Here is a 7786-nt window from a genome sequence, read left to right as displayed (position 1 = left end):
ATGGCGAAGGAAAAGTTTGAGCGGAACAAGCCGCACGTAAACATTGGGACAGTTGGTCACGTTGACCACGGCAAGACAACATTGACAGCAGCGATTACGAAAGTATTGGCTGAGGCTCAAGGTGGTACAGCTACAGCGTTTGACGAGATTGACAAAGCGCCTGAAGAAAAAGCACGTGGTATTACGATTTCTACTGCTCACGTTGAGTATGAGACAGACAACCGTCACTATGCGCACGTTGATTGCCCAGGGCACGCTGACTATGTGAAAAACATGATCACTGGTGCGGCTCAGATGGATGGTGCTATTTTGGTTGTTAACGCAGCTGATGGCCCAATGCCACAAACACGTGAGCACATTTTGCTTGCACGTCAGGTTGGTGTTCCAGCACTTGTTGTGTTCATGAACAAAGTTGACCAAGTTGACGACGAAGAGTTGCTTGAGTTGGTCGAGATGGAAGTACGTGAGTTGCTTTCTTCTTACGAATTCCCTGGTGACGACATTCCAATCATTGCAGGTTCTGCATTGGCTGCTTTGGAAGGCCGTGACCACAATATCGGTAAAGAGAAGATCCTTGAGTTGATGGCTGCAGTGGATGAGTACATCCCAACACCAGCACGTCCTAAAGATCAGCCATTCTTGATGCCAATTGAAGACGTATTCTCAATTTCTGGTCGTGGTACAGTTGTTACCGGCCGTGTTGAGCGTGGCGTGATCAATGTTGGTGAAGAAGTTGAGATCGTTGGCATCAAAGACACGCAGAAAACAACAGTTACTGGTGTTGAAATGTTCCGTAAGTTGCTCGACAGCGGTGAAGCTGGCGACAATATCGGTGCTTTGATCCGTGGTGTTGACCGTGAGCAAGTTGAGCGTGGCCAAGTTCTTTGTAAGCCAGGTTCAGTAACGCCTCACACCAAGTTCATTGGTGAAGCGATTATCTTGACCAAAGACGAAGGTGGTCGTCACACACCATTCTTCAACAACTACCGTCCACAGTTCTACTTCCGTACAACTGACGTGACTGGCGTTGTGACATTGCCAGAAGGCACCGAAATGGTGATGCCTGGTGACCGTGTTGAGATGAATGTTGAATTGATCGTGCCGATCGCGATGGAAGAGCAACTCCGCTTTGCTATCCGTGAAGGTGGCCGTACCGTTGGTGCCGGCGTCGTTTCAAAAATCATCGAGTAGTCTCTAGGTCTTTAGAGATGAAATGAATTAGGGCGTCCCTCGGGGCGCCCTTTTTTTGGTTTGGAATTTGAGCACGGCGAGTTGGTTTGGGATTCTAGGGCCTATCGGCTACAGTTGCTGCAATTATGCTTTGGCCTAGTCTTTGGAATTAATTCAGATGCACCGCGCGCTATTTCCGATTTTGCTATTATTTCTTGTACAAATTTCAAGCGGCTTTGCGGCGGATCCGATCGTTAGTTACAAGGGTTGTGAAGGGGCGGGTGTTACCAACATCGTGCCCAACCTGGTTGGATTGACGGTGGATGAAGCTAACAAGCGAGCAATTTCGTGTGGCTTTTTTGGCGTAGAAACAGTTGGATATGTCGATGACAGTTATAGGGTTGGCTATGACAGAGTTGGTGCGCAGTGGCCTCGTGGAGGGGTGCCAAATGGTACGTGGACAAAATCCAAGTGGCTACACATCTATGTCAGCAAGGGAAAAATTATTCCGTCTGTGGTTGGTATGATGCAACAGGAAGCGATGGAAGTTCTCGGGAACTATCTCATCTCGATAGACGTTGAGTTGACTGCATCTAGCGAGCCAGTTGGCGAAGTTATTGCTCAATCACCCATCGGCGGGGATATCGTCATAACAAGCACCCCGATAGTCAAGCTATTAGTATCAGGTGGACAGTAGCGGTTGGTAGGCTATACGATAGGAAGCTGTTATTTGAAATGAAATAGGGAACCCTGCGGGTCGCCCATTCTCACGCCGCCGATCGGTGCACCGTACACGCGAGACTCCACAACGAAAAACGGACGAGGCGTATCCTCTCGTCGTCATACTCGGGCTTGACCCGAGTATCCACAATGCGTTGCATACTAGCCAAAACCCTAACAGTTTTAGGCGTCACACTGTTTGTGAGCTCAACATGGACCCTCGTGTCAGCCTGCGTGGCTCGAACGCCACTTAGTCGCACGTGGGTGACGTCGATGGTTGATGGGTAAGCATTGAACAGCGGTCATCGCGGATTAAGTCCGGGATCCAGGAGTGATTGTCCAAGAACCGCAGCGATTGGAGGTTGCGATGCTCAGGCCTGGTTCCCCGCCTGCGCGGGGATGACGGGTTCGAGGTGAAAGTCGGTGTAGCGGACAAAGCGATTACTTCAGTTCCGGAGTATTTGAAGCGTTACGCTCGTTTTCATTTTTTGCGATTTGACTTGACTTAGTCCGACGCCAGAAGTGTGTGAAATTCTTCGACTGTGAGATTTGTCTTTCCAACCGCACGAATGTTTGCCAACGCTTTTAATAGCATGTTTTCATACGCCCCACGAAACGGCTGTTCTGCGCTCGCTACAAATGACGATTCGGGAAAATCCGCGATGTCAAGCATTGCTGCGGTGAGACACTTTGTCAGCACATGTCCGCTCTCATAATCAAACCAAAGTTTGATAATGGAGTTTTCAAGTCCCGCTTCTACTGGACGATTTATGCGGCAAAACTCGGATGATTCCTTTAGCGATACATCATAAAGCTCTATGAACTCAAAAGTCAGATCTGCAGAACTACTAACAAATGAAAACTGACTTGAGGGAATGGAAGCGCTCAGCAGATTCCCGACGAGTTGCGACAAGTGATCTGCATTTGCTGGTTCAACAGGAGCATATCGAATGCTAAACGTGTACTCTTTTTTGAACAATCGAAACTTGAGATAATTACAGGGTGTGGAGCAGCGAGCAGAGACGATAATTCTCGGAATTTCGTTCAAAAGTGAGCGGTGCGTAGAATCCGCTGAAGAAACCGCATCAATGTCTATTGAACTTTGTGCCGAGCCTGGTGATGCTATTGAGAAGACTAACATTGCCGCAAGAAATACACGGCATGCGAGTCTACTAACGTTGAGTTGTACTTCTGAAATGTGTCGTCTCTTGCGACCCACAACAAACTCATCGAAATCAAAATTTTTCATGGACAGAACACCACTTTCGTACCTGTGTTACATCGTTTCTTCAAAATACATCAAAAGCTTATCTTTTTGCTTTGCTTCAATAATGATGTGGAAGGAATGTCAAACTATTAAGAGTTACAACCACTGTCGTTAAGAATATGTTCGAAAGCACGAATACAGCTGTTCCTTTCGTTGCAGCATTCGCGAGAGTACGTATTTGAACACTGAAGGTTTCAATTTGGCTCAAAGTCGACATGAACCCGCCACCTCCACAAAACTTATCCCCGCCCATTCTGCTCATGTCATAATCAGCCCATCTTTTCTTGAAGCCGAGCAGCTTGTTGACGAACAGGGGGCGGCGAGGGGCAAATCCCTTAAAGAGAAGATGTTGGTTGCTTGGTCAGACGATGGTCAGGCGCTTTCGCAATTGCTGTCCAGTCCGACACCGAAGGCAGCGGTAAGTCGTCAATGGTATGTTGCCATTGTGGGTGAATGCCCAGCAATTTGGTTTTCAAATTTGAAAACACAACATCAGATTGCGCGCACGTAAGGGGATAAATGGGTGAGCACCCCGGGGCAGGCATTGCAAAAGCAGCGGCCAACGAGCGCGAGGCGTTTTGCGTCTCACCACAAATATCAGTTTTGCAAGAGATGCTTTACGCCTCGCGCTTTTCTGTAATTTGAACCCAAGGTCAATTCGCCTTGGGGCAATTAGCGTGCGAAATTTTTGCAGGTCTGGCGAGCGGGCAATCTGTTCGCATACATCTCAAAGCCGATCCCCGATCCTTCAATTGAATTGCCAACACTTGAACTTTCGCCGTACGATATTATATAGTTAGTGAACTAACTAGTATGTGATGAGTATGCGAATGGCGCGAATTTAAAAGGCAGCGAGAATGGACAAGGAAGACGCGAAGGGCGGCAAGCGCAAATCGAAGCGCGCCGAAATTCAAGAGATTGCGACACGGGTGGTTTATCAAAATGGGTTTCGGGCAACCACGCTTGCGGACATTGCGAAGGCGGCGGATATCCCCGTCGGTAGTGTCTATTATTATTTCAAAACAAAGACCGAGCTTGGCGAGGCAATTGTTGCGCATTTGACGGGGCAGGCAACAAATATGCTCGAACGCTGGGGTGCTGATGACACACCGAAGCAGCGGCTAATCAAGTTCGCCTCGATGACGAAAGAAGCGCGGCATGAGCTTGTTCTTTATGGATGTCCAATTGGCACGCTGTGTGCCGAGTTCGGCAAGGATTTCCCTGAATTGTTGGATAAGGCCGGGCGCATTTATGCGTTGGTTATTGACTGGATGGAGGGGCAGTTTGCTCAGTTTTCGCCGGCGCAAGATGCGCGTCAAAAGGCTTGCCAGCTCATGGCGTCGCTCGAAGGAATATCGCTCATTGCGCAAGGACTAGGCGACCCAAACGTCGTTGAAATGGAAACCACACGGCTAATCGCGTGGATCGAAAATCTTTAAAAACAAACGTAATGGCTGGGAGGCCGACATGAAGAAGAGCATAAAAGGCTTGGCGCCTGATCTATTGGGTCGCTGGGCAGTAATAACTGGCGGTTCGTCTGGGATTGGGTTTGCACATGCAAGCATCCTAGCTGAGCATGGATTTGATCTGTTGCTGGCAGCGCGGGACCCGGAAAAGCTAGACAGCGCCGCCCGTGAGTTATCGGCACTGTACCCGATACAGGTTGAGACATTGTCTGCCGACCTTGCAGCTGAAAGCGGGCAGATGCAATTGGTTGATCGCATAAACCAATTGGATGTTGGTGTGCTCATCGGTAATGCGGGGGTGCCCAGTCCTGGGTGGTTTACCGAGATTGAACTTGAGCAATATATGCAAGGTATTGGGCTCAAAATCCAAGGCAATATCGCGATTAGCCATGCGGTTGCTCGACAGATGAAACAAAAGGGTGCCGGTGCGATATTGTTGGTTTCGTCCACCGGTGGTCTGCAGGGCATTCCATATTTATCAAACAACGCAGCGGCTGAAGCATATGTGCTTAGTCTTGGCGAGGCGTTGCACCACGAGCTGAAGCCAATAGGGGTTAAAGCGAGTGTGCTAATGCCTGGTCCAACTCAAACGCCTGCGCTTGATGCAATGGCTGGTGGTAAAAAACTTCCGATGAAGCCTATGAGTGCACACGCTACTGCGCTTGAAGGTTTGTCCGCATTAATGCGGGGTGAGCCAAGCTGGGTTGCCGGGCGCGCGAACCGCATTATGGCAAAGCTGCTGCCGCGTCGACTAGCGAGCAAAATGATGGGCGCCATGATGGGCAAAATTCTTGGTGCTCAGCCTTTGAAAGTGTCCGTGGAGATAAAGCCATGAGTGCGAAAAAGAAGGTTTTGGTGACCGGCGCCACTGGTTTTTTAGGCAGCCACATAATTGCGGCGTTGCGCGACCACAAAGAATTTGAAACGGTCGCAGCTTGTCGAACGCCTGGCAATTTGCCGGCCTGGTTCGTTGGGGAAGTGCGCCCCGGTGATTTGACCGATCCAACTTACCGGCAGGATTTGTTCTCAGATATTGACGTTGTGCTGCATGTTGGCACCTGGGCAACATTTTGGGGACACAGAAGCGAAGAGAAAGAACGGTTTTTTGACGTTGCCTGCGATCTGGTTGATCTGGCGGTGCGCCATAAAGTGGATCGCTTCGCGCTCGCCAGCACCGTTGCAATGGTTGGTCGCCGATCCATTGGCGAGGTTGATGATTTCGCGACGCCAGAAAAATCCGGATTTTGGCCACATCTTGATTATCTGATTGACCTTGATGCCTATATGCAAACGAAGGCGACGACGCACACCAATTTCACGAATATGCGACTTGGTCACTTTGTGGGGCGTGGCAACAAGCTTGGCATTGCGCCAGCTTTATTGCCAAGGCTGAGTACATATATGGTGCCTTGGCTTGCGGGGGGAACCAATAGACTGCCACTTGTGAGTGGCAGAGATATGGCGCGAGCCTTCGTAAAGTTTTGCGAAGCAACAGAATTGAAGTCAAATGAAAGTTTCAACATTTGTCACGATGACGCGCCGACAATGCGCGAAGTGGTCAATGAGATGTCGACCCTTGCACGGGTGCCAAAACCGCTCTTCTCTGTTCCATTTTGGGCTGCATATGTTTTTGGTGGCTTAATGGAAATCCTTCATCCTGTTTTGCCGGGGAAGGCACCATTTCTAACGCGTTCACTTGTGCGGGTAAGTGAAGACAGAAAACCGTCTATCGAATATGCGAAGCAAAAGCTGGGGTTTGTGGCACAAGACGATTGGCGCGATGCGCTTGCTGAAAGCGTTCAGGAATCGATCGAGTTCGGCATGCCGTGGCCAGCGCTCGGGCAGGCGTGAACTGCGCCTAGTTTGCTTTGGCGAGCGATCGGATTATCTGGTCGCTCACACCATTTAACGGCAACACCATTTCAATTGTAATGCCGGAAAGGATGTCGTCATGCACCGTGGAAAGGCCCGCCTCTATGGAGGTGAATTGCAGTTTCGTTCCGTCTTCAAATTCCATCAAGATTGGGATGAAGGGGGGCACGTCAGAAGAGTTGGCCAGGCGCTTAATTGCGTCGTCAAATAGTCCAGATGCTTCGTAGCTTTCTAGTTTTTGTTGGAATTGTGGGTGTTTGCGCGCTTGGCGGCGTAGGCGCAAATAGACCGCCCAGCTCAATTCTTCCCAGTTTTGCACCCGTTCCATGAAGCCATTGCTGAGGAGAATGTCATAAACATTCATGGGTGTATCGCTATGGTCGGGCAACATGAACAAAATTTTTGCGCTTTGGTTGAAGCTTAGAATGTTCATTTCCGGGTCCATAATAATCCCGGGAAATGGCCAATTGCTCAGGACGTAGTTTTCCAGAATATGAATGGTTTGGCGAATGGACTGGCTGTCCATCGAGCGTGACTTATAAGGCGACGTGAAGCCTGCGGATTCAAACAGCTCGGAGCGTTGCGACAATGACATTTGCAGCGCTTCGGCGAGCCGGATGATCATTTCGCGACTGGGTTTGGAGCGGCCAGTTTCAAGAAAGGAGAGGTGCCGCTGTGTTGTTTCAACCTCATTGGCCAGTCGGTGCTGGCTAATGCCGCGAGATTTGCGCTCCGCGCTTAATATGTGTCCAAAATTGTTCAAGTCCATTCTCCTTAATGGAGCGTATTACAAATCAGAGACGAGGCAATTCCTTAGCAGGGAATTGAAATCTATTCCTTGATGCGGTCAATTTATAGGACACAAAGAACGGAGATCGAAATGGTATTTTGGATTTTTGCGGCGTTGGTCGTTTATTACATACATTTGTTTTTGCCCTCGATGATACGCATCCCACAGATTGGGATATCCCGATATGTGGGGAGCAGGGACGATCTGCCGGCGCTGCCAGCCATTGGCCAAAGGGCCGAGCGGGCACACAATAATCTGCGCGAAAACATGATCCCGTTTGTTGCATTAGCATTGTTGAGCCTTGCTTTAGGCGAGGTTAGCGCCACCGCCATATTGGGTGCTCAATTGTTTGTTTTGGCGCGCATTGTTTATCTGCTGTGTTATTTGTTTGCGGTGCCGTGGTTGCGTTCAATCGTTTGGTCTATCGGGTTCGTGGGACTTGTTTTGATGGCTTGGCCATTAATTGGATAAATTTTGTTGGCAAGAGTGCGTAAAAGCACT

9 protein-coding genes are annotated in these 7786 nt (G+C 49.4%); 7 read left to right on the top strand and 2 right to left on the bottom strand.

Features of this window, described 5'->3' with window-relative positions:
* Both tuf and QQL65_RS16520 read left to right on the top strand, forming a co-directional pair.
* On the top strand, positions 1-1191 hold the full coding sequence (gene tuf, locus QQL65_RS16525) for an elongation factor Tu (protein WP_284366359.1): 1191 nt from the start codon (positions 1-3) through the stop codon (positions 1189-1191).
* Positions 1192-1348: 157 nt separating this feature from the next.
* Positions 1349-1867 (top strand): PASTA domain-containing protein, encoded by a 519-nt coding sequence (locus QQL65_RS16520; protein ID WP_284366358.1) that lies wholly within the window; start codon positions 1349-1351, stop codon positions 1865-1867.
* A 528-nt stretch (positions 1868-2395) separates the two neighbouring features.
* Here the strand turns inward: QQL65_RS16520 and QQL65_RS16515 are convergent.
* Positions 2396-3139 carry a hypothetical protein gene (locus tag QQL65_RS16515; protein ID WP_284366356.1) on the bottom strand — a complete coding sequence of 248 codons (744 nt, stop codon included), beginning with the start codon at positions 3137-3139 and terminating at the stop codon, positions 2396-2398.
* Between the two features lie 196 nt (positions 3140-3335).
* On the opposite strand from QQL65_RS16515, the gene QQL65_RS16510 reads away from it, so the two are divergent.
* The 4 genes from QQL65_RS16510 to QQL65_RS16495 all read left to right on the top strand — a co-directional run bounded on the left by QQL65_RS16510 (position 3336) and on the right by QQL65_RS16495 (position 6474).
* Complete coding sequence (locus tag QQL65_RS16510; RefSeq protein ID WP_284366355.1) at positions 3336-3668, top strand: hypothetical protein; 333 nt, start codon at positions 3336-3338, stop codon at positions 3666-3668.
* Between the two features lie 346 nt (positions 3669-4014).
* The gene (locus tag QQL65_RS16505; protein ID WP_284366353.1) at positions 4015-4596 is read left to right on the top strand and encodes a TetR/AcrR family transcriptional regulator; all 582 of its coding nucleotides are present in this window, start codon (positions 4015-4017) and stop codon (positions 4594-4596) included.
* A 28-nt stretch (positions 4597-4624) separates the two neighbouring features.
* The gene (locus QQL65_RS16500; protein ID WP_284366351.1) at positions 4625-5458 is read left to right on the top strand and encodes an SDR family NAD(P)-dependent oxidoreductase; all 834 of its coding nucleotides are present in this window, start codon (positions 4625-4627) and stop codon (positions 5456-5458) included.
* The gene (locus QQL65_RS16495; RefSeq protein WP_284366350.1) at positions 5455-6474 is read left to right on the top strand and encodes an NAD-dependent epimerase/dehydratase family protein; all 1020 of its coding nucleotides are present in this window, start codon (positions 5455-5457) and stop codon (positions 6472-6474) included. Before QQL65_RS16500 ends, QQL65_RS16495 begins: the two co-directional genes overlap by 4 nt.
* Positions 6475-6481: 7 nt before the next feature.
* Here the strand turns inward: QQL65_RS16495 and QQL65_RS16490 are convergent, their stop codons facing one another.
* Positions 6482-7258 carry a helix-turn-helix domain-containing protein gene (locus tag QQL65_RS16490; protein WP_284366349.1) on the bottom strand — a complete coding sequence of 259 codons (777 nt, stop codon included), beginning with the start codon at positions 7256-7258 and terminating at the stop codon, positions 6482-6484.
* A 117-nt stretch (positions 7259-7375) separates the two neighbouring features.
* Here QQL65_RS16490 and QQL65_RS16485 point away from each other — a divergent pair, with 117 nt between their 5' ends.
* Positions 7376-7756: an MAPEG family protein gene (locus tag QQL65_RS16485; protein WP_284366348.1), complete on the top strand. Its 381-nt coding sequence runs from the start codon at positions 7376-7378 to the stop codon at positions 7754-7756.
* Positions 7757-7786 lie beyond the last annotated feature (30 nt).

Origin of the sequence: Maritalea porphyrae, assembly GCF_030159895.1 — a bacterium.
Classification (GTDB): Bacteria; Pseudomonadota; Alphaproteobacteria; order Rhizobiales; family Devosiaceae; genus Maritalea; species Maritalea porphyrae.
Note: the sequence above shows the minus strand (reverse complement) of the source record. Positions and strands in the feature narration are given on the sequence as shown.

What these genes read in the sequence shown, in the direction of transcription:
- QQL65_RS16485 (WP_284366348.1), top strand. Translation starts at nt 7,376, where the DNA reads ATGGTATTTTGGATTTTTGCGGCGTTGGTCGTTTATTACATACATTTG.
- QQL65_RS16500 (WP_284366351.1), top strand. Translation starts at nt 4,625, where the DNA reads ATGAAGAAGAGCATAAAAGGCTTGGCGCCTGATCTATTGGGTCGCTGG.
- QQL65_RS16520 (WP_284366358.1), top strand. Translation starts at nt 1,349, where the DNA reads ATGCACCGCGCGCTATTTCCGATTTTGCTATTATTTCTTGTACAAATT.
- QQL65_RS16515 (WP_284366356.1), bottom strand. Translation starts at nt 3,139, where the DNA reads ATGAAAAATTTTGATTTCGATGAGTTTGTTGTGGGTCGCAAGAGACGA.
- QQL65_RS16495 (WP_284366350.1), top strand. Translation starts at nt 5,455, where the DNA reads ATGAGTGCGAAAAAGAAGGTTTTGGTGACCGGCGCCACTGGTTTTTTA.
- tuf (WP_284366359.1), top strand. Translation starts at nt 1, where the DNA reads ATGGCGAAGGAAAAGTTTGAGCGGAACAAGCCGCACGTAAACATTGGG.
- QQL65_RS16505 (WP_284366353.1), top strand. Translation starts at nt 4,015, where the DNA reads ATGGACAAGGAAGACGCGAAGGGCGGCAAGCGCAAATCGAAGCGCGCC.